Annotated in this window: 18 protein-coding genes; 13 read left to right on the top strand and 5 right to left on the bottom strand. The window is 72.2% G+C overall.

From position 1 onward, the window contains the following. Positions 1-43 precede the first annotated feature (43 nt). On the bottom strand, positions 44-1153 hold the full coding sequence (locus QUY26_RS16885) for a DUF5937 family protein (protein WP_289947469.1): 1110 nt from the start codon (positions 1151-1153) through the stop codon (positions 44-46). A 341-nt stretch (positions 1154-1494) separates the two neighbouring features. Between QUY26_RS16885 and QUY26_RS16880 the strand changes: the two genes are divergently transcribed. After that, positions 1495-1731 carry a hypothetical protein gene (locus tag QUY26_RS16880; RefSeq protein ID WP_289947468.1) on the top strand — a complete coding sequence of 79 codons (237 nt, stop codon included), beginning with the start codon at positions 1495-1497 and terminating at the stop codon, positions 1729-1731. On the opposite strand, the gene QUY26_RS16875 is transcribed toward QUY26_RS16880, so the two are convergent. Continuing rightward, the gene (locus QUY26_RS16875) at positions 1691-2920 is read right to left on the bottom strand and encodes a threonine aldolase family protein (RefSeq protein WP_289947466.1); all 1230 of its coding nucleotides are present in this window, start codon (positions 2918-2920) and stop codon (positions 1691-1693) included. The genes QUY26_RS16880 and QUY26_RS16875 overlap by 41 nt on opposite strands. A gap of 135 nt (positions 2921-3055) precedes the next feature. On the opposite strand from QUY26_RS16875, the gene QUY26_RS16870 reads away from it, so the two are divergent. From QUY26_RS16870 to QUY26_RS16850, 5 genes are all read left to right on the top strand, one after another. After that, positions 3056-4114 carry a Rossmann-like and DUF2520 domain-containing protein gene (locus tag QUY26_RS16870; protein ID WP_354670691.1) on the top strand — a complete coding sequence of 353 codons (1059 nt, stop codon included), beginning with the start codon at positions 3056-3058 and terminating at the stop codon, positions 4112-4114. A 209-nt stretch (positions 4115-4323) separates the two neighbouring features. After that, positions 4324-5310, top strand: coding sequence for a pantoate--beta-alanine ligase (gene panC, locus QUY26_RS16865; protein ID WP_289955769.1), 987 nt, complete (start codon positions 4324-4326; stop codon positions 5308-5310). Between the two features lie 91 nt (positions 5311-5401). Then, positions 5402-7105: an L-aspartate oxidase gene (locus QUY26_RS16860; protein ID WP_289947463.1), complete on the top strand. Its 1704-nt coding sequence runs from the start codon at positions 5402-5404 to the stop codon at positions 7103-7105. 2 nt (positions 7106-7107) lie between these two features. Further along, positions 7108-8115, top strand: coding sequence for a carboxylating nicotinate-nucleotide diphosphorylase (gene nadC / locus QUY26_RS16855; RefSeq protein ID WP_289947461.1), 1008 nt, complete (start codon positions 7108-7110; stop codon positions 8113-8115). After that, on the top strand, positions 8115-8921 hold the full coding sequence (locus QUY26_RS16850) for a type III pantothenate kinase (RefSeq protein WP_289947459.1): 807 nt from the start codon (positions 8115-8117) through the stop codon (positions 8919-8921). Before nadC ends, QUY26_RS16850 begins: the two co-directional genes overlap by 1 nt. Before the next feature lie 9 nt (positions 8922-8930). On the opposite strand, the gene QUY26_RS16845 is transcribed toward QUY26_RS16850, so the two are convergent. Beyond that, positions 8931-9356, bottom strand: coding sequence for a hypothetical protein (locus QUY26_RS16845; RefSeq protein ID WP_289947455.1), 426 nt, complete (start codon positions 9354-9356; stop codon positions 8931-8933). Positions 9357-9830: 474 nt separating this feature from the next. Between QUY26_RS16845 and QUY26_RS16840 the strand changes: the two genes are divergently transcribed. The 5 genes from QUY26_RS16840 (at position 9831) to QUY26_RS16820 (ending at position 12572) form a co-directional block, all read left to right on the top strand. Beyond that, positions 9831-10583 (top strand): hypothetical protein, encoded by a 753-nt coding sequence (locus QUY26_RS16840; protein WP_289947454.1) that lies wholly within the window; start codon positions 9831-9833, stop codon positions 10581-10583. Positions 10584-10597: 14 nt separating this feature from the next. Beyond that, positions 10598-10777, top strand: a complete 180-nt coding sequence (locus tag QUY26_RS16835) for a hypothetical protein (protein WP_030361024.1) — start codon at positions 10598-10600, stop codon at positions 10775-10777. Between the two features lie 163 nt (positions 10778-10940). Then, entirely contained in the window at positions 10941-11405 is a 465-nt protein-coding gene (locus QUY26_RS16830; protein ID WP_289947450.1) for a BlaI/MecI/CopY family transcriptional regulator, read from the top strand. Between the two features lie 9 nt (positions 11406-11414). Beyond that, positions 11415-12008, top strand: a complete 594-nt coding sequence (locus tag QUY26_RS16825; RefSeq protein WP_289947448.1) for an amino-acid N-acetyltransferase — start codon at positions 11415-11417, stop codon at positions 12006-12008. A 225-nt stretch (positions 12009-12233) separates the two neighbouring features. Then, positions 12234-12572: a histone-like nucleoid-structuring protein Lsr2 gene (locus QUY26_RS16820; RefSeq protein WP_289947445.1), complete on the top strand. Its 339-nt coding sequence runs from the start codon at positions 12234-12236 to the stop codon at positions 12570-12572. Here the strand turns inward: QUY26_RS16820 and QUY26_RS16815 are convergent. Then, on the bottom strand, positions 12551-13234 hold the full coding sequence (locus tag QUY26_RS16815) for an SCO3374 family protein (RefSeq protein ID WP_289947443.1): 684 nt from the start codon (positions 13232-13234) through the stop codon (positions 12551-12553). The two genes, QUY26_RS16820 and QUY26_RS16815, sit on opposite strands and share 22 nt — an antisense overlap. A gap of 466 nt (positions 13235-13700) precedes the next feature. On the opposite strand from QUY26_RS16815, the gene QUY26_RS16810 reads away from it, so the two are divergent. Both QUY26_RS16810 and QUY26_RS16805 read left to right on the top strand, forming a co-directional pair. Further along, complete coding sequence (locus QUY26_RS16810; RefSeq protein WP_289947442.1) at positions 13701-16223, top strand: ATP-dependent Clp protease ATP-binding subunit; 2523 nt, start codon at positions 13701-13703, stop codon at positions 16221-16223. Between the two features lie 212 nt (positions 16224-16435). Continuing rightward, positions 16436-17893: a condensation domain-containing protein gene (locus QUY26_RS16805; protein WP_289947441.1), complete on the top strand. Its 1458-nt coding sequence runs from the start codon at positions 16436-16438 to the stop codon at positions 17891-17893. Here the strand turns inward: QUY26_RS16805 and QUY26_RS16800 are convergent. After that, positions 17837-18490 (bottom strand): DUF1016 N-terminal domain-containing protein, encoded by a 654-nt coding sequence (locus QUY26_RS16800; protein WP_289947440.1) that lies wholly within the window; start codon positions 18488-18490, stop codon positions 17837-17839. The two genes, QUY26_RS16805 and QUY26_RS16800, sit on opposite strands and share 57 nt — an antisense overlap. Positions 18491-18493: the final 3 nt, after the last annotated feature.

Raw genomic sequence — 18493 nt, 5'->3', positions numbered from 1 at the left:
GACGGGCCGACCGCGTGCGGGGGCGGTGTGCCGCGCGGCCGCGTCAGCGCAGGACGCCCTCGATGAACTCGCTGCCGAGGCGGGAGACCACCCCCAGGTCGAGCTGGTGCTGCACGTACCGCCCGCGGCGGCGGGTGGTGATCAGCTCGGCCTTCTTCAGGACGCTCAGGTGCCGGGATATCTCCGGGGCCGTCATGCCGTGCGCGTCGGCCAGCTCTCCCGTGGTGTACGACCCGCGGGCCAGGTGACGGCACAGGCGCATCCGGACTGGGTGGGACAGGGCCGCCATGCGGCGCGTGAGCTGCTCCACGGAGGCGGGGGCGGCGAGCCCCGGTGAGTTCACCGGATACGTGATGGAGGACTGCCAGCCGAACCGGTGCAGGACCATCAGATGCGGCCAGCCGAGGCTGGTCGGCACCAGGACCAGGCCGCCCTCGCCCGTCCTCGTGTGGCCCACGGCCATCTTGTCGATGGTGATCCTGCGGGCCGCCTCGTCCAGGGTCACCGCTCCGGAGATGGCGTTCAGCGCCTCGCCGAGGCCCTTGCGGCGCAGCAGGTCCGTCTTGTGCCGGGCGTCCGCCGCGAGCTGGTGGCTGACCCGCGACCAGGTGTCCGCGAAGAACGCCTCGTCGCAGTCCTCCATCAGCTGCCGGAACCAGGCCCGCACGGCGGGTGGGTCGTCCAGGAGGCGCTGGGTGAACCGCACCTGGTGGTCACCGCGGGCCGCGGCGAGCTCCAGGGCGTGGCGGCGCGTCTCCGGGTCGTTCAGCGGGTCCGTCGCCCGCTGGGTGTCGTACGCCAGCTGGCAGGTGAACTCCAGGGCCGCGTCCACGAACTGCTGGTCCGTGAGCTTGTCCAGGAGGTCGAGCTCCTCGGCGAGGGTGGCGCCGGGGAGCGTGGTCTTGCCGGGGATACCGGCGAACGGAGCGAAGACGTCCGAGAACGTCGTACGCCACAGGAAGTCCGCCTCGCACATGCGGTCCGCGAGGCACGGGTCCAGGCGCGTGGAGACGGCCGTCGCCCAGCCCTGCAGCCCCGGGTGGTGACCGGGCTCGGACAGCGCGTGCAGTGCCATGCCCAGCTCTGCGAGGGGCGAGGGCACGACATGGACGCGCTCCGGCGTCAGGCCGGTGATGTCGATGCTCACGCTCATGACCCCATGGTGCACCGGGCCACTGGCAACGCCGGTGCCGATTGACGACTGGCGTCAATCGACGCGACGTGGCCGGTCGGCCGGGCGCAGGGTGGGGTTGTCGCCGTGAACCGGCGGGTCGCTCCGGGCGCCGATGGTGTCGCCCCTGGCGTGGCCTGACCCGGCCGCCGGCCTGTGCGGCTGACCGTCGGCCCGTGTCGCTGTCTGTCGCGCTTCGCGCTCGTCCTCAATCGCCGGACGGGCTCCAAGACCCCCTCCCGTCGTCCGCTTCTCCGCCACCTCGTCCTCGCTCGCCCACCCTCGCGCCTGTTAAGTACCATTTCTTACGAAAGGTCTACGCCATGAGCGTCACCCAGCAGTACCTCCTCGACAGCTACCGCGCCGCCCAGCTCGGAGAGCGGACGCCGCCCGCGCCCGGTGTGTGCGACTGGCAGGTCGTGCGGGAAGTGCGCGACTACGGGCGCTTCCACGCCGTCGTGCACGAACGTCCCGCGCGCGGACGCTTCCGGGCCGCGCTCGGGCGGATGCTGCGCGGGGTCAGGGGAGCCGGCGCACGAACTCCGCGACCGCTGCCCTGACGTCGTCGGGTGTCCACGCCAGGCCCGGTCCGGTCACGGTGACCTCCGTGACGGACAGGCCCGGCGGTCCTTCCGGGAACCAGCGCCAGAACAGCTGGGTTCCGGTCTCCTCGGCCTGCGTGAGCGCCGCCTCGTTCAGGACGTCGGGCCCGTACGGCAGCCAGACCTGGAACTGGTGCGTGTGCGGCGGGTCGGGGTGCACCCGTGACCAGGGCACCCGGGAGGTCGCGAACCCCTCGCGCAGCGCGTCCGCGACCACGCGCGCGTGGGCGACGTATTCCGGCAGGCGCGGCAGGACGTGCTTGAGGCCGAGCAGGGCCGACACGGCGGTCGGGGACTGCTGGAACATCAGGCCGCCGTACCGGTGCCGCCAGGCGCGCGCCTCGTCGGTCAGCGTCCGCGGCCCGGCCAGCGCGGCGCCCGCGATGCCTTCGAGCGACTTGTAGAACGACACGTACACGCTGTCCGCGAGCGCCGCGATCTTTGGCAGCGGGCGGCCGAAGTGCGGGGTGCACTCCCACAGCCGCGCCCCGTCGAGGTGCACGACGGCGTCCCGTTCGCGCGCCGCCGCCACCACGTCCGTCAGCTCCTGCCAGCTGGGCAGGACGAAACCGGCCTCCCGGAGCGGCAGTTCGAGCATCAGCGTCCCGAACGGCTCGTCGAAGTCGCGCACTTCGTCCGCCGTGGGGCAGCGCGGCTCGTCCGTGGGGTGCACGGTGCGCAGACCGCTCACCACGGAGAGGGCGCCCGCCTCGTGCACCTCCGGGTGCGAACGCGGGTGCAGGGCCACGGTCGCGTTGCCCGTACGACCCGCCCAGCAGCGCAGCGCGATCTGCTGGGCCATCGTGCCGGTGGGGAAGAAGACGGCGTCCTCCTTGCCGAGCAGCCGCGCGACCTCGTCCTCCAGGTCGGCGACCACCCCGTCGCCGTACAGGTCGCTCACCCGGTCCGGGTCCGTGACGTCGGCGACGCCCTCGGCCAGGGCCGTGACGCGTTCGGCCAGGGACACGGTCATCGGGGAGCGGGTCAGGAGGCGTTTCGCGCTGCGGGCGGCGGCGATCCGGCGCGCGCGGCCGTCCGGCTCGGCGGGCTCGTCGCGTTCGGAGGGCTCGTCCGGGGTGGCGGACGCGCGCCGTTCGGCAGACTCGTCCGGCTCGGTGGTGGCGTCCGGCCTGTCGTATGCGGTCATCCACAGATCATCGCGCGCGGTCGTACGAATGCCCACAGCCTGTGGACAGCCGACGGCGCCCCGCCGACGGATAGCGTTAGCATGACGAGAAATCGTCCGGTACCCCGAGCGGACTGGAACGGAAGGCCTCATCGCGTGAACGCATCCCACCGGCCGGACCAGCGTCCCGAGCCCCGATCGGACCCCAGGGACCGCCCCGCGCGGCTCACCGTGGGCGTCGTCGGAGCGGGTCGCGTAGGACCGGCGCTCGCGGCGGCGCTCCAGCTCGCCGGGCACCACCCGGTCGCCGCCTCCGGGGTGTCCGACAGCTCCGTGCGGCGCGCCGCCGCCATGCTGCCCGACGTCCCGCTCGTCTCGCCCGCCCAGGTCCTCGAGCGCGCCGACCTCGTCCTGCTCACCGTGCCGGACGACACCCTTCCCGGCCTGGTCGAGGGCCTCGCCGAGACGGGTGCGGTGCGCCCGGGACAGCTTGTGGTGCACACCTCCGGGCGGTACGGAGCGAAGGTGCTCGAACCGGCCCTGCGCGCCGGCGGCCTGCCCCTCGCGCTGCACCCGGCGATGACGTTCACCGGCACCCCCGTGGACGTGCAGCGCCTCGCCGGATGCTCCTTCGGCGTGACCGCCCCCGACGAGTTGCGGCTCGCCGCGGAGGCCCTGGTCATCGAGATGGGCGGCGAGCCCGAGTGGATCGCCGAGGAGGCCCGCCCGCTCTACCACGCGGCGCTCGCGCTCGGCTCGAACCACCTGGTCACACTGGTCGCCGAGTCCATGGAGCTGTTGCGGGACGCGGGCGTCGAGGCCCCGGACCGCATGCTCGGCCCGCTGCTCGGCGCGGCCCTCGACAACGCCCTGCGCTCCGGTGACGCGGCCCTGACGGGGCCCGTCGCGCGCGGGGACGCGGGCACGGTCGCCGCGCACGTCGCCGAGTTGCGCAAGCACGCGCCGCAGACCGTCGCCGGGTATCTGGCGATGGCCCGCGCGACCGCCGACCGCGCCCTCGCCCACGGCCTCCTCAAGCCGGAACTCGCCGAGGACCTGCTCGGGGTGCTCGCGGGCGGGGTGAACGGGGCGGGGGGCCATGGAGGGCCGCGTGGCACCGAAGGGTTCCGCGGCGACGGGTCGGGCGGGTCGGGCGGTTCGGCTGGTTCGGCTGGTTCGGACGGCCCGGACGGCCCGGACGGAGGGGACCGATGAGCGAGGAGACTGAGCCTCAGGTGCCCCGGGTGCCGCAGACACATCAGGCGCCCCAGGAGACACCCCAGGCACCCCAGACGCCCCAGAAGCTGCCTCAGAAGCCCCAGAAGGTGTCTCAGAAGCTCCCTGCATCCCAGGAGGCGCCCCAAGCGCCCCAGACGCCCCAGGGCACCCCCACCACCCCGGAAACCCCCCGCGACACCACCCTCCTGCACACCGCCGCGGACCTCCGCGCCCGCCCCCGCACCGGGCGTCGCGTCGTCGTCATGACCATGGGCGCCCTGCACGAGGGCCACGCCACGCTGGTCCGCACGGCACGGCAGGCGGCGGGACCCGCCGGGGAGGTCGTCGTCACGGTCTTCGTGAACCCGCTGCAGTTCGGCGCGGGCGAGGACCTGGACCGCTATCCGCGCACCCTCGAAGCCGACATCAAGACCGCGTCCCAGGCCGGTGCGGACGTCGTGTTCGCCCCCGCCGTGGACGAGGTCTACCCCGGCGGCGAGCCGCAGGTCCGGGTCACCGCGGGCCCCATGGGCACCGTCCTGGAAGGGGCCACGCGCCCCGGGCACTTCGACGGCGTGCTCACCGTCGTCGCCAAGCTGCTGCACCTGACCGCGCCCGACGTGGCGCTGTTCGGCCAGAAGGACGCCCAGCAGCTCGCCGTGATCCGACGCATGGTGCGGGACCTGAACTTCGACGTGGAGATCGTCGGCGTGCCCACGGTCCGCGAGGACGACGGCCTCGCCCGCTCCAGCCGCAACCGCTACCTGTCGCCGGAGGAGCGCCGCACCGCCCTCGCGCTGTCCCGCGCCCTGTTCGCGGGCCGCGACCGGCACGCCGCACAGGAGGCGCTGCGCGCACGGGCCGTCCTCGCGCCCGCCACCCACGCGCGCGTGGACGGCCTCAACGCGCTGGGCGAGGCCCGCGCCGCCGCCGACGCGCACGCCGTCGCCCAGGCCGTCCCCGCGGGTCCCGCGGGCCCCGACGCGATCCGCGCCGCCGCCCGGCAGGTCCTCGACGAGGCCGGGCGGCTGCGACCCCCGCTCGTCCTGGACTACCTGGCGCTCGTCGACCCGGCCGACTTCCAGGAGATCACCCCCGGCCACCGGGGCGAGGCGATCCTGGCCGTCGCCGCCAAGGTCGGCACGACCCGCCTGATCGACAACATCCCGCTGACGTTCGGAGACCCGGCATGAGCCCGTGCACCAGCCCCCGCACGAGCGCGCGCCCGTGCGGCACCACCGCCCTCCGCCCGACCATCCGCCCGACCCGGATCGGAGCCCCCGTATGAGTGCCACCGGCATACGCCTGCACGCCCCCGCGCCCGGCTGGTCGCTCGACGCCGACGTCGTGGTCGTCGGCTCCGGAGTGGCCGGTCTGACCGCGGCGCTGCGCTGTGAGGCAGCCGGTCTGAAGACCGTCGTCGTCACCAAGGCGCGCCTCGACGACGGCTCCACGCGCTGGGCGCAGGGCGGCATCGCGGCGGCACTCGGCGAGGGCGACACACCCGAGCAGCACCTGGAGGACACCCTCGTGGCAGGCGTGGGCCTGTGCGACGAGGAGGCGGTGCGCGTCCTGGTCACCGAGGGCCCCGACGCCGTACGCCGGCTGATCGCGACCGGCGCCCGGTTCGACGAGTCGGCCGACGGCGGCCTCGCGCTCACCCGCGAGGGCGGCCACCACCGCCGCCGCATCACGCACGCGGGCGGCGACGCGACCGGCGCGGAGGTCTCGCGCGCCCTCGTCGAGGCGGTCCGCGCACGAGGCATGCGGACGGTCGAGAACGCCCTGGTACTCGACCTCCTGACGGACGCCGAAGGGCACGCGGCCGGGGTGACCCTGCACGTCATGGGGGAGGGCCAGCACGACGGCGTGGGCGCCGTCCGGGCGCCCGCCGTGGTGCTCGCCACCGGCGGCATGGGCCAGGTCTTCGCCGCGACCACCAACCCGTCCGTGTCCACCGGCGACGGCGTCGCGCTCGCCCTGCGCGCGGGTGCCGAGGTGTCCGACCTGGAGTTCGTGCAGTTCCACCCGACCGTGCTGTTCCTGGGCGCCGACGCGGAGGGCCAGCAGCCGCTCGTCTCCGAGGCGGTGCGCGGCGAGGGCGCCCACCTCGTGGACGCGGACGGCGTGCGCTTCATGGTGGGCGCCCACGAGCTCGCCGAGCTGGCGCCGCGCGACATCGTCGCCAAGGCCATCACGCGCCGCATGCTGGAACAGGGCGCCACGCACATGTACTTGGACGGCCGCCACTTCGGCGCCGACATGTGGGCGAAGCGCTTCCCGACGATTCTGGCGGCCTGCCGCAGCCACGGCATCGACCCCGTCACGGAGCCCATCCCGGTCGCCCCGGCCGCCCACTACGCCTCCGGCGGCGTCCGCACCGACCCGCACGGCCGCACCACCGTGGCGGGCCTGTACGCGTGCGGCGAGGTCGCCTGCACCGGCGTGCACGGCGCGAACCGGCTCGCCTCCAACTCCCTCCTTGAAGGCCTGGTCTACGCCGAGCGCATCGCGGACGACATCGCCGCCCGGCACGCCGACGGCACCCTCCACGCGCGCGCGGCCGTCGATCCGGTGACCCCGCAGCGGCCCGCCCACCCCCTGCTGCCCCCGGAGGCCCGCTTCACCGTCCAGCGGGTGATGACCGAGGGCGCCGGAGTCCTGCGCTCCGCCGCGTCCCTCGCCGCGGCCGCCGACCGGCTCGCCGCCGTGCACGCGGACGCGGCGGGCGCGCTCGCCGAGGACGGCAAGACCGCCGAGCCCGGCGTGGACGCCTGGGAGACCACCAACCTCCTGTGCGTCGCCCGCGTCCTGGTGGCGGCGGCCCAGCAGCGCGAGGAGACTCGTGGCTGCCACTGGCGCGAGGACCACGCGGACCGCGACGACGCTGCGTGGGGCCGCCACATCGTCGTACGCCTCAATGCCGACCGGACCCTCACCACCCGCACCACCGACAACGCCCGTTTCCCCAGCACCCAGGAGCAGTGACCGTGAGCACCACCGACCTCCCCCTCGCCGCAGGCACCGGCGGCTGCGGCGACGGCTGCGGCTGCGGCGACGCGGCGCACGACGCGATGGAGTGCGGCCTCGACCCGTCGCTCGCCCGGATGCTGGAGGACGCGGGCCTCGACCCCGTGCAGGTCGAGGACATCGCGCACCTCGCCATCGCCGAGGACATGGAGTTCTCGCCGGACGCCGTGGACGTCACGACGGTCGCCACCATCCCCGAGGACGCCGTGGCCACCGGCGACTTCACCGCCCGTCAGGCGGGCACCGTCGCGGGCCTGCGCGTCGCCGAGGCCGTCCTCTCCGTCGTCTGCGAGGACGAGTTCGAGGTGGAGCGGCACTTCGAGGACGGCGAGCGCGTGGAGGCCGGCGACGTGCTCCTGAGCGTCACCACCCGCACCCGCGACCTGCTGACGGCCGAGCGCAGCGCGCTCAACCTGATGTGCCGCCTGTCGGGCATCGCCACCGCCACGCGCGCGTGGGCGGACGCCCTCAAGGGCACCGGCGCCAAGGTCCGCGACACCCGCAAGACGACCCCCGGCCTGCGCTCCCTGGAGAAGTACGCGGTCCGCGCGGGCGGCGGTGTCAACCACCGCATGTCGCTCGCGGACGCGGCCCTCGTCAAGGACAACCACGTGGTCGCCGCGGGCGGCGTCGCGCAGGCCTTCAAGGCCGTACGGGAGATGTTCCCCGGCGTGCCCGTCGAGGTCGAGGTGGACACCCTGCACCAGCTGCGCGAAGTCCTGGACGCGGGCGCCGACCTGATCCTCCTGGACAACTTCACGCCCGGCGAGACGGAGGAGGCCGTCGCCCTCGTCGGCGGCCGCGCGCTCCTGGAGTCCTCGGGCCGCCTCACCCTGGAGAACGCCGCGACGTACGCGCGCACGGGCGTCGACTTCCTCGCGGTGGGCGCCCTCACGCACTCGTCCCCGATCCTCGACATCGGCCTCGACCTCCGCGAAGCGCGGGTCTCCGGAGAGGTGAGCAGCTGATGCTGCTCACCATCGACGTGGGCAACACGCAGACCGTCCTCGGCCTGTTCGACGGCGAGGACGTCGTCGAGCACTGGCGCATCTCCACCGACCCCCGCCGCACCGCCGACGAACTCGCCGTGCTCCTGCGGGGTTTGATGGGCACGCATCCGCTCCTCGGCGACGAACTCGGCGACGGCATCGACGGCATCGCGATCTGCGCGACGGTCCCGTCCGTCCTGCACGAGCTCCGCGAGGTCACCCGGCGCTACTACGGAGACGTGCCCGCCGTCCTCGTGGAGCCCGGCATCAAGACCGGCGTCCCGATCCTCATGGACAACCCCAAGGAGGTCGGCGCCGACCGCATCATCAACGCGGTCGCCGCGGTCGAGCTCTACGGAGGCCCCGCGATCGTCGTGGACTTCGGTACGGCGACGACGTTCGACGCGGTGTCCGCGCGCGGGGAGTACGCGGGCGGCGTCATCGCCCCCGGCATCGAGATCTCCGTGGAGGCCCTCGGCGTGCGCGGCGCGCAGCTCCGCAAGATCGAGCTGGCCCGGCCGCGCAGCGTCATCGGCAAGAACACCGTGGAGGCCATGCAGGCGGGCATCGTGTACGGCTTCGCGGGCCAGGTCGACGGCGTCGTACGGCGGATGGCGCGCGAGCTCGCGGGGCCGGACGCCGACCCCGAGGACGTGACGGTGATCGCGACGGGCGGGCTCGCGCCGATGGTGCTCGGCGAGGCGTCCGTCATCGACCACCACGAGCCGTGGCTCACGCTGATCGGGCTCCGCCTCGTCTACGAACGGAACGTGTCGCGCGGCTGACCGCGCGTTTCACGCCGCCGGGTGCGGCGCCTCGGCGCCAACTTCTCGCGTCCGCGAGACAACCAGGACGCCCGTCCAAGAGTCTGTGCTGGAGGGGTTCTGACCGGGTGTCTGGTACGGGTGGCTGAAGAGTGTGGGGCGGATGAGGGGCAAGGCACGCCTGGGTGTCGTGGCGGCGGCCGCGCTGGTGTCACTGACGGGTGCCCCGGCGACGGCGACGGCGACGGCCGACCCGGTCATCTCGGTGTCGGCACCCCGGCCCGCGCCGCCCACGGCAACGGTGACCCCCATGACAACGATGCCCCCCACGGCAACGGTCACCCCCGCGACGACGGCCACCCCCGCGACGGGGGCCACTTCCGCGACGACGGCGCCCCGCACCCCGACGGTGGCCCCGACCTCGACCCCGACCTCACCCGCCCCCACGGACCGCATGGCCGACACCGGGGCGGGCGTCGTCCTCTGGATCGTGGCAGCGGCAGCAGGGGCCCTGGGAATAGGCGCAGTGGCCTTCGCGACAACCCGCCGCCGCCCGGACTGACCACCTGAACGGACCGCCCCCGGCCCACCGGCCGCACCGCCCCAGCCAGTCCGGCGCTCCGAAGGCCGACTGAGGGCGCCCGGTTCCACCCGAGGGGAGCGACGGCCTGATTCCAGCCCGTCCGGCGCTTGAGGACGAGGCCGAAGGCCGAGCGAGGGCACCCTGCCCCACCTGCGGGGGACGACCGCCTGATGTCAGCCCGTCCGGCGCTTGAGGACGAGGCGCGGAGCGCCGATCCGACGGCGCCCCCGTCCCACCCGCGGGGGACACCCACGGCCCCCGACACCCACCTCGTCCCCCAAGGCCCCCAGGCCACGCCCAAGTGTCCGTTAAGAGGATTTTGTTCCCTCAGCGCGTATCGTCACCCCATGCCCACGCCATACGGATCCCGGGGCGGCATGGCCTTCGGTGCGCAGGAGCTGCGAGTGCTCCGCCGTGCGCTGGCCCACGCCCTGCACCCCAGCACCGTTCGTGCCCTTGACGACCAGGCCGTGCAGGACTGCGTGCGCCTCGCCGACGACATCGACGAGGCGGTGCGCGAGGGCGCCCGGCTGCGCGCCTTCCTCGTGGCCGACCTCGCGCGCTACCGGGCGGCCCTGCCCGGCACCGCGGCCGGGTACCTGGCACTCCTGGAGGACGTGCTCGCGACCGGGTACCGGCCGGGCGCGGACGACCTCGCGGCCCTGCGCGCCCTGCGCGGCAACCCGCACGCGGCCGCGCTCCTCGACCGCTGCCGGGTGCTCGCCGAACGAGCCGTACGAGCCCGCCTCGCGGCGTCGACGCCGGCCACGACGGCGACCACGCCCGCAGCCACCACCGAGACCCGCGCGACCCACGAGGCCCACGAGGCCCACGAGGCCGACGCAGTCGCCGCAGTCGACGGGACGGCCCGGCTCAGCCCCCGCCCCACCGTCCCCCCGTCCCGCACCCGCCTCCTCGCCCTGCCGGGCGGCCGCGCCGCCGCGGACGAGAAGAAGCCCGCGCCCCGCCCCGGTCCCCCCGCCGAACGCCCCGCGCCCCCGCAGGAGCGCCCCCGCCCCGTGCCGACACCGGCCGAGGTGTTCCCGCCCAAACGTCCGGCCCCGCCCGCCGCCCCGTCGCAGCGCCTCGCGGCGGGCTAGCTACGCTGGGGGGCATGGACTACGTCTCCGCGCTCGTGCCCCCCGTAGTGATGGCCGTGTTCTTCGTCGGCCTCATCGTGACGATCGTCAAGACCCAGGGCGGCGCCAACAAGGCCAAGGAGGACGCCGCCGTCGACGCGGCGATCGCCCGCACCGAGGCCGTCCGGCAGACCACGAAGACCAGCGACGCCTGAGCGACCGCCACCCCGCGGCCCCCGAGTCCCCGCGCCCCGATGAGGCGCGGGGCGCCGCCCCGGCGTACGACTCCCCACGAGTCGTACACCCTTTTTGTTGGGGAAACGACCGTTATGCCACGTCCATCACGCCATTAGGGGCCTCGCCCACTATTGTTCAGCTGTGCCTCGCCCCTTGGGAGAACTCGAAGACGCAGTGATGACACGGGTGTGGAAGTGGAACCGCCCCGTGACCGTTCGAGAAGTCCTGGAAGACCTTCAGCAGGAACGGTCCATCGCCTACACGACGGTCATGACCGTTTTGGACAATCTCCATCAGAAGGGCTGGGTGCGCCGCGAAGCGGAAGGCCGGGCCTATCGATATGAGGCGGTCTCCACGCGGGCCGCGTATGCCGCCGCACTGATGAACGACGCCTGGTCGCAGAGTGACAACCCGGCGGCGGCTCTCGTCGCCTTCTTCGGCATGATGTCGCCCTCGCAGCGGGAAGCGCTCAGCGAGGCGGTTCGCATGGTGGAAGGCGACGCGGTTCGCAGGGAAGGCGAAGCGGATCGCAAGGCCGAAGCGGACGAAGGCGGGGCGGAAGGACCGGAGAACCCCGGCGGCCCCGGTCCGGGGCCCGAACGATAGCGTCCGCTCATGCCAGCACAGCCCGACGAACTCCCCCCTGCGCCCGGCGAACTCGGGGCGCCCGGCCCGCTCCCGGCAAATGCGGTCTCGGTGCGCAGAGCCCGCACCGCCGATGTGCCGGCCGTCCGGGACCTGCTGGACTCGTACGTCCGCCGGGGGGTCCTGCTCGACAAAGCGACCGTCACACTTTACGAGGACATCCAGGAGTTCTGGGTCGCGGAACGCGCGGACGGCAACGGCAATGGGGCGACGGTGGTCGGCTGCGGCGCGTTGCACGTGATGTGGGAAGACCTCGCCGAAGTACGGACGCTCGCGGTGAATCCACAGGTCAAGGGCGCGGGCGTGGGTCATCAGCTGCTCGGAAAGCTGCTTGGGACCGCTCGTTGGCTCGGTGTCCGGCGGGTATTCTGCCTCACCTTCGAAGTCGACTTCTTCGCCAAGCACGGCTTCGTGGAGATCGGCGAGACGCCCGTCGATACCGTGGACACAGATGTCTACAGCGAGCTGCTGCGTTCCTATGACGAGGGCGTCGCCGAGTTCCTGGGCCTCGAACGAGTGAAACCGAACACCTTGGGCAACAGCCGGATGCTTCTGCATCTGTGATCGTGACGGAGGTATTCCGGGCAGTCACCTGCCCCGGTGCCCTATGTCCGAAACGCGCATGTTTCCCGGGATCTCGTGCAGCCGGTCTCTCCCAGGGGTTTGTGTTTTTCCGGGAAAAGCGGTTTGCTTTCCGACGTACTGCAGTGCTGCATATAACAGGGGGCGGCGATTCGGCGGCTCACCCCGCATGGTCCGGCCCTGAAGTTATCGATGAAAGGAAATCCGGTGGCACAGAAGGTTCAGGTCCTTCTTGTCGATGACCTCGACGGCGGCGAGGCGGACGAGACCGTGACGTTTGCGCTGGACGGCAAGTCGTACGAGATCGATCTCACCACCGCCAATGCGGACAAGCTCCGCGGTCTCCTTGAGCCCTACCTCAAGGGCGGGCGTCGCACCGGCGGCCGTGCCAGCGGCCGTGGCAAGGCGCGCGCCGCCTCCGTGGGCGGCGGCAACCAGGACACGGCGGCGATCCGCGCCTGGGCGAAGGACAACGGCTTCGAGGTCAACGACCGCGGCCGCGTCCCCGCGTCCATCCGCGAGGCCTACGACAAGGCCAACGGCTGACTGCTCGCACGTCGCAGCCGGACCCGGTGGCAGGCAGTGGCCGCCGTGTCCACGAGCCGTACGAGATCGGAGCCCGCGGCGGAGCCGGAATGGGGGTCGGTTCCGCTGCCGTCCGCAGCCAGAGCGGTGCTCGGCGCCAGGGCGGGCAGGGCCGTCAGTGACGGCAGGGTTCTCTCCACCTCGTGGCCGGGCTCGGGGGGCCGCAGCCAGACGGCGGCCCCCGAAGGGCCGACCGCGCCGGGCGGAGTGGGCGCGTCGATCAGGCCGCCCGCGCCGATCGCCCTGAGGTCCAGGGGGATGTCCCCCCACTCCAGCCAGTCGAGCAGCCCCGGCAGCTCGTCCGCGCTGCCCGCGGCCACCAGGAGCCGCATCGTCTCCCCGTGCAGGGCCACGGGCGCCTTCGGGCCCAGCTGCCGCAGCGCCGCGAAACCAGCCTGAGCGGGCATTTCCAGTACGTCGAAACGCAGCCCCGTGACGAGCCGGACGTCCGGCCCCGGAGCCACGGCCCAGCCGAGCCCGTTCTCGTACCAGCACCGCACCGCCGCCGGATCCCAGAGACCGGCCGCCGCCGCGTCCCACTGGCGCGGCACCCGCCGCCTCGCGGTATCCGGCGCCGCACGCCGGTCGGCCGGCGGTCTGGGGTGAGGAACGCTGAGGGCCATGTCCGGAGCAACAGCGCGGGGCGCGCGGGAGTTACGGCTCGCGTCACGCTCGGTGTCGACTCGGGTGCGTACGGTCGCTGAAAAGGGGGCGTGATGGCGTACTTCGCGGCGCAAGGGTGTTCGCCCGTAGCGGAGGGAACCGGTGCGCGCCGCATGGAGTGTCAGTGCATACGGGTAAGACATCCCTAGTGGGGAGGGGCGACACGCAGCGTTCAGGCGTCTCACGTTCGCCAACGGCGTACTGATGGCGAGGGTAACTGCTTGGCCTGCGGGAACATCGTCTCGCACCATCAGGTTGGAGCATGTGTCGGCGTTGGAGTCAGGAACCGTTCCCTACGGTAGTGAGGGTGATCCGGACGGGTGTCGGCAGTTGGAATGAGCGGTCCCCGCTTGCGGGACTAAGCTGCGGAAGGACAGGGAGGGGAGCGTCCCCTTACTGCCTGACCGCTCTGAGGAGCGATTAACGATGTTCGAGAGGTTCACCGACCGCGCGCGGCGGGTTGTCGTCCTGGCTCAGGAAGAAGCCCGGATGCTCAACCACAACTACATCGGCACCGAGCACATCCTCCTGGGCCTGATCCATGAGGGTGAGGGTGTCGCCGCTAAGGCCCTGGAGAGCCTCGGGATTTCGCTCGAGGCGGTCCGCCAGCAGGTGGAGGAGATCATCGGGCAGGGGCAGCAGGCCCCGTCCGGCCACATCCCCTTCACCCCCCGTGCCAAGAAGGTCCTGGAGCTCTCGCTCCGCGAGGCCCTTCAGCTGGGCCACAACTACATCGGCACGGAGCACATCCTGCTCGGCCTGATCCGTGAGGGCGAGGGCGTCGCCGCCCAGGTCCTGGTCAAGCTGGGCGCCGATCTCAACCGGGTGCGGCAGCAGGTCATCCAGCTGCTCTCCGGATACCAGGGCAAGGAGACCGCCACCGCCGGCGGTCCTGCCGAGGGCACGCCCTCCACGTCCCTGGTCCTCGACCAGTTCGGCCGGAACCTCACCCAGGCCGCTCGTGAGTCCAAGCTCGACCCGGTCATCGGGCGCGAGAAGGAGATCGAGCGGGTCATGCAGGTGCTGTCCCGCCGTACGAAGAACAACCCGGTCCTGATCGGTGAGCCCGGCGTCGGCAAGACCGCCGTCGTCGAGGGCCTCGCCCAGGCCATCGTCAAGGGCGAGGTGCCCGAGACCCTCAAGGACAAGCACCTCTACACCCTGGACCTCGGTGCCCTGGTCGCAGGCTCGCGCTACCGCGGTGACTTCGAGGAGCGCCTGAAGAAGGTCCTCAAGGAGATCCGCACCCGCGGCGACATCATCCTGTTCATCGACGAGCTGCACACGCTCGTGGGTGCGGGTGCCGCCGAGGGCGCCATCGACGCGGCTTCCATCCTGAAGCCGATGCTGGCCCGCGGTGAGCTCCAGACCATCGGTGCCACCACGCTCGACGAGTACCGCAAGCACCTGGAGAAGGACGCGGCCCTCGAGCGCCGCTTCCAGCCCATCCAGGTCGCGGAGCCGTCGCTGCCGCACACCATCGAGATCCTCAAGGGTCTGCGCGACCGCTACGAGGCCCACCACCGTGTCTCGATCACGGACGAGGCCCTCGTGCAGGCCGCCACCCTGGCCGACCGGTACATCTCGGACCGCTTCCTGCCGGACAAGGCGATCGACCTGATCGACGAGGCCGGTTCCCGGATGCGCATCCGCCGGATGACCGCGCCGCCGGACCTCCGCGAGTTCGACGAGAAGATCGCGGGCGTGCGCCGGGACAAGGAGTCGGCGATCGACTCCCAGGACTTCGAGAAGGCCGCGTCCCTGCGCGACAAGGAGAAGCAGCTCCTCGCCGCCAAGGCCAAGCGCGAGAAGGAGTGGAAGGCCGGCGACATGGACGTCGTGGCCGAGGTCGACGGCGAGCTGATCGCCGAGGTCCTCGCGACGGCGACCGGCATTCCGGTCTTCAAGCTGACGGAGGAGGAGTCCTCCCGTCTGCTGCGCATGGAGGACGAGCTGCACAAGCGCGTCATCGGCCAGAAGGACGCCGTCAAGGCGCTCTCGAAGGCGATCCGGCGTACGCGAGCGGGTCTGAAGGACCCCAAGCGCCCCGGTGGGTCGTTCATCTTCGCGGGCCCGTCCGGTGTCGGTAAGACCGAGCTGTCCAAGGCGCTCGCCGAGTTCCTCTTCGGTGACGAGGACGCGCTGATCTCCCTCGACATGTCGGAGTTCAGCGAGAAGCACACGGTGTCGCGACTCTTCGGTTCCCCGCCCGGATACGTGGGTTACGAAGAGGGCGGCCAGCTGACCGAGAAGGTCCGCCGCAAGCCGTTCTCCGTCGTCCTCTTCGACGAGGTCGAGAAGGCCCACCCGGACATCTTCAACTCGCTGCTCCAGATCCTGGAGGACGGTCGCCTGACCGACTCCCAGGGCCGGGTCGTGGACTTCAAGAACACGGTCATCATCATGACGACCAACCTCGGCACCCGGGACATCTCCAAGGGCTTCAACCTGGGCTTCGCCGCCCAGGGCGACACGAAGTCCAACTACGAGCGCATGAAGAACAAGGTCTCGGACGAGCTGAAGCAGCACTTCCGGCCCGAGTTCCTCAACCGCGTGGACGACGTCGTCGTCTTCCCGCAGCTGAGCCAGGACGACATCCTCCAGATCGTCGACCTCATGATCAGCAAGGTGGACGAGCGCCTGAAGGATCGGGACATGGGCCTCGAGCTCTCCCAGTCCGCGAAGGAGCTCCTCGCCAAGAAGGGGTACGACCCCGTCCTGGGTGCCCGGCCGCTGCGCCGCACCATCCAGCGCGAGGTCGAGGACACGCTCTCCGAGAAGATCCTCTTCGGTGAGCTGCGCCCCGGCCACATCGTGGTCGTCGACACGGAGGGCGAGGGCGACAACGCCACGTTCACCTTCCGCGGCGAGGAGAAGGCGGCGCTCCCGGACGTGCCGCCGATCGAGTCCGCCGGCAGCGGCGGGCCGAACCTGAGCAAGGAGGCGTAGCCCGCACAGGGCGCGCCGCGGGGGCTGCCCCGGACCGAGGAATCGGTCCGGGGCAGCCCCTTTTCCCATGACCTCCCCCCTTCCTCTCCACGGCTTCCACAGTCCGGCGTTTCCCGGCGGTGGGCGATCTCGTTGGGCCCCAAGGGCGCGCCCCCGCTGGGCCCAGAGGGTGCGTTCCCGAACCCCCCACGCCCGATGAACGGAGACGCCCAGTGCGCATGACCGACCTCCAGCGCTGCGAGGTACGCCCCGGACGGCTCGTCGAATGGACCCTCGACCCGGCGACGGTCGACCGGGCGGCCGAGCTGCCGGACGACTCCCGGCCACCGGCGTACGTCCAGGAGTCCCACGTCAGGACCGCGCGGTCCGTGCGCGAGGACGGTCTCTTCGTACCGACCTGGCTCGGCACGGCCTTCGACGTTCCGGGGGCCGTCGACCTCGACGTGCTCCAGGACGCCCTGCGGAACTGGACGCTCCGGCATGAGACGCTGCGCAGCGGATTCCGCTGGGTCGGTGAGGAAATGCGCCGGTTCACCTTCGCCGCCGAAGCGGTGTCGCTGCGCCGCGAAGTGGTCGGCGACTTCCCCGACGCGGACGACCTGATCCAGCGTCTCCAGGACCGTTTCGACGTGGTCGCGGACGCGTTGAACTGGCCGAACTTCCTCTACACGGCGGTGGTGCGGCAGGACTGCACGAGCGTGTACCTGGCGTTCGACCACAGCAATGTCGACTCGTACTCCCTCCAGCGGATCCCCGCCGAGATCCATGAGCTTTACGCGGCCGGTCTGGAAGGCCGCACCGTGGAGCGGACGCCGATCAGCAGTTACATCGACTTCTGCGAGAGCGAGCGCGCGGACGCGGACCGTATCGACGGAACGCACGCGATCGTCGACCGCTGGCGGGAATTCATCAAACGGTGCGGGGGAAAGCTGCCGGAATTCCCCGTCGATCCCGGCCTCGATCCGGCCGCCCCGATGCCCACCCAGAAACTCATGGAGGAGAAGCTGGTGGACGCGGACGACGCCGCCGCGTTCGAGGCGTACTGCCGTCCCTTCGGCGGGACCCTCGTCGGCGTCCTCGCCGCCACGAGCCTCATCGCCCACGAGATCAGCGGGCAGCCCGTCTACCGCACGATCGTGCCGTTCCACACCCGCGTGAAGTCGCAGTGGCTCGACTCCGTGGGGTGGTACGTCGGGGGCGCGCCCATCGAGGTGCCCGCCGCGCGGGCGCGTGACTTCGAGAGTGCCCTGCACTGTGTGCGCGGAGAGCTGCGCGCCAACAGGTCACTGGCGCGCATGCCCATCGCCCGGGTGCTGCGGCTGCTCGGCTCGGAGTTCCGGCCGACCTCGCCCGACCTGTACTCGATCGTCTCGTTCGTCGACGCCCGGGGCATCGTCGGCTCCGCGCGCTGGGCCGAGCTGAAGGCGTACGGCCTGGTCAGGGTCTCGTACGGGGACAAGGCGTGTGCCTGGGTCAACCGACTCCACGAGGGCCTGCGGTTCGCCGCCCGCTACCCGGACACCGACCTCGCGGCCAAGAACATGCGGCTGTACGTCGAGCGGCTGCGGGAGACCGTGCTCGCGGTGGCCCGCCACGGCGCGCACGTCGGCGGCTCAGCGGTGCCCCGGCCCCGCCGCGTCGACACCGTGCCCGTGTCCGTCGAGCCGTAGGAAGTCCAGGCGGAACGGGTCCCCGGCCAGCTCCGCGTGCGCGGGCGAGCCCTCCGGGAGCCTCACGTCCAGGTCCGGCGGGGCGGCCGCCGCCCACGCGCGGTGCCTGTGCTCGCGGATCGCCCGGTCCAGGTCGGCCCGCGACCAGCCGTGCCGGACCGCCTCGGCGGCGTAGAACTCCAGCTCCGCACGGGTCTCCAGGCGCTCCATCAGGACGACGACGTGGCCCCACGGGAGCTGGGCGACGGGCCGCCGCGCGATCTGGCCCGGCCAGACGCGGGCCAGCTTGCGCATGTGCGTCAGGTTCCGCCGGGAGAAGCCGCGTTGGGTCGGATGGGCCGCCCGCAGATCGGCGGCGAACCGCGTCACGAGGCCGGTGTCCCGGTCCTGGTCCCGGTCCTGCTGGGCCAGGAGGAGCCTGCCGATCCGCCAGTACGCCTGCACCAGCTCGGCGTTCACGGCCCGCTGGGCCCGCGTGTGCGCGGCGGTGACGCTGTCGCAGGCCTGCGTGAGTAAGTCGTCGTACGCCGACGGGGCGGGGTCCGGTGGGGCGGAAGCCATGGTGTCGGTGTCCTTGCGCATGAGGTGGGGGCACATGAG

The organism is Streptomyces flavofungini, from assembly GCF_030388665.1.
GTDB lineage: Bacteria > Actinomycetota > Actinomycetes > Streptomycetales > Streptomycetaceae > Streptomyces > Streptomyces flavofungini_A.
This window is presented reverse-complemented; position numbering and strand designations above follow the sequence as displayed.

Bases quoted from the DNA above. Each gene is read 5' to 3' on its own strand.
- QUY26_RS16880 (WP_289947468.1), top strand. From the start codon at position 1,495: ATGAGCGTCACCCAGCAGTACCTCCTCGACAGCTACCGCGCCGCCCAG.
- QUY26_RS16835 (WP_030361024.1), top strand. From the start codon at position 10,598: ATGGACTACGTCTCCGCGCTCGTGCCCCCCGTAGTGATGGCCGTGTTC.
- QUY26_RS16850 (WP_289947459.1), top strand. From the start codon at position 8,115: ATGCTGCTCACCATCGACGTGGGCAACACGCAGACCGTCCTCGGCCTG.
- QUY26_RS16885 (WP_289947469.1), bottom strand. From the start codon at position 1,153: ATGAGCGTGAGCATCGACATCACCGGCCTGACGCCGGAGCGCGTCCAT.
- QUY26_RS16840 (WP_289947454.1), top strand. From the start codon at position 9,831: ATGCCCACGCCATACGGATCCCGGGGCGGCATGGCCTTCGGTGCGCAG.
- QUY26_RS16845 (WP_289947455.1), bottom strand. From the start codon at position 9,356: ATGCGGTCCGTGGGGGCGGGTGAGGTCGGGGTCGAGGTCGGGGCCACC.
- QUY26_RS16875 (WP_289947466.1), bottom strand. From the start codon at position 2,920: ATGACCGCATACGACAGGCCGGACGCCACCACCGAGCCGGACGAGTCT.
- QUY26_RS16825 (WP_289947448.1), top strand. From the start codon at position 11,415: ATGCCAGCACAGCCCGACGAACTCCCCCCTGCGCCCGGCGAACTCGGG.
- QUY26_RS16810 (WP_289947442.1), top strand. From the start codon at position 13,701: ATGTTCGAGAGGTTCACCGACCGCGCGCGGCGGGTTGTCGTCCTGGCT.
- QUY26_RS16815 (WP_289947443.1), bottom strand. From the start codon at position 13,234: ATGGCCCTCAGCGTTCCTCACCCCAGACCGCCGGCCGACCGGCGTGCG.
- QUY26_RS16860 (WP_289947463.1), top strand. From the start codon at position 5,402: ATGAGTGCCACCGGCATACGCCTGCACGCCCCCGCGCCCGGCTGGTCG.
- QUY26_RS16800 (WP_289947440.1), bottom strand. From the start codon at position 18,490: ATGTGCCCCCACCTCATGCGCAAGGACACCGACACCATGGCTTCCGCC.